The organism is Spirulina sp. 06S082 (assembly GCF_034932145.1).
Taxonomy (GTDB): domain Bacteria; phylum Cyanobacteriota; class Cyanobacteriia; order Cyanobacteriales; family Spirulinaceae; genus CCY15215.
Window position 1 is genome coordinate 1 of record NZ_JAYGHV010000100.1, and the last position, 1,601, is coordinate 1,601.

A 1,601-nucleotide genomic window follows, 5' to 3' on the forward strand; every position below is an offset into this window, starting at 1 on the left:
CAGAGGGACTTCCAGATTCTCCCCCCTTAAAAAGCAGGGGGACTTCCAGATTCTCCCCCCTTAAAAAGCAGGGGGACTTCCAGATTCTCCCCCCTTAAAAAGCAGAGGGGCTTCCAGATTCTCCCCCCTTAAAAAGCAGAGGGGCTTCCAGATTCTCCCCCCTTAAAAAGCAGAGGGGCTTCCAGATTCTCCCCCCTTATTAAGGGGGGCTGGGGGGGATCAAATTGATAACTAGCAAGTTGAGTTAACTTATCCCGAATTCACGTTAATTATGTTAATTATTTTGCCACTGCTTTTTTCTTTTGTTTTTCTTTTTGCTTGGCAAGTTTCTCGGCTCGTTTGGCGGCTTTTTTCGCTTCTTCAAGACGATGGAGTTCTTTTTCTTTTTCTTCCTCAATTTTGTCTAAATAATAGTGATAATCACCATTATAAATCACTAATTCTCCTTCGCGAATCTCAACTATTTTGGTTGCAGCCTTAGAAATAAAATAGCGATCGTGGGAGACAATAATTACTGTTCCATCATATTTTTGTAAGGCTTCTTCCAGCATTTCTTTGGCGGGAATATCGAGATGATTGGTCGGCTCATCTAAAATGAGTAAGTTGGCCGGACGCAATAACATTTTGGCTAAGGCTAAACGTGCTTTTTCTCCTCCACTCAGGGCTTCAATTTTTTTGAAAACTGTATCGCCACTAAACAAAAAACTACCTAATAGGGTGCGAACTTCTTCATTTTTCCAACTGGGAACTTCATCATGAATGGTTTCCATGACGGTTTTATGTAGCTCTAAAACTTCTGCTTGATTTTGCTCAAAATACCCAGGAATCACATTATGATCGCCGAGTTTAATTATACCATCTTCTGGCTTTTCCATGCCCATCATCATACGGAGGAGGGTGGATTTGCCCGAACCATTTGGACCGAGAAAGGCAATGCGATCGCCGCGTTCGATTAATAAGTTTGCGCCCAAAAAGAGCAATTTATCGTCGTAAGTATGGGATAAATCTTGAATTTTTACGACTTCTCTGCCGCTACGAGGTGCGGGAGGAAATTGGAATCTTAGGGTTTTTAAGTGTGAGTCTGGGGCTGCAATTCGCTCGATTTTATTGAGTTGTTTCTCGCGGCTTTTCGCTTGGGTACTGCGGGTGGCACTGGCACGAAAACGCTCGACAAAAACCTGCTGTTTTTCGATTTCTTTGGTTTGGCGTTCGTAGGTTGCTTGTTGGGCGAGACGACTTTCTTCTTTTTGTTGTAAATAGGTGGAATAATTACCGAGATAAGTAGTGGAAACTCCCCGTTCGGTTTCTACAATTTGCGTGCAGAGTCGGTCTAAAAATTCGCGATCGTGGGAGATAATCACCATCGGGGTTTTTAGTCCTTTGAGATAGATTTCTAACCATTCAATTGTTTCTAAATCTAAATGATTGGTCGGTTCGTCAAGAAGTAATAAATCGGGCTTTTGCAGGAGAATTTTACCCAAACTCATTCGCATTTGCCAACCTCCACTAAAGGCGCTGACGAGGCGATCGCCGTCTTCTTGTCCAAATCCCATTTCTGGTAAAATCTTATCAATTTGTGCTTCTAAACCGTACCCATCTAG

General features: G+C 42.7%; 1 protein-coding gene. It reads right to left on the bottom strand.

Translation table 11 applies throughout. The features are described from left to right. Window positions 1-278: 278 nt before the first annotated feature. Window positions 279-1,601 (bottom strand): ABC-F family ATP-binding cassette domain-containing protein (locus VB714_RS07280; protein WP_323222598.1); only part of this gene is annotated, 1,323 nt, incomplete at its 5' end.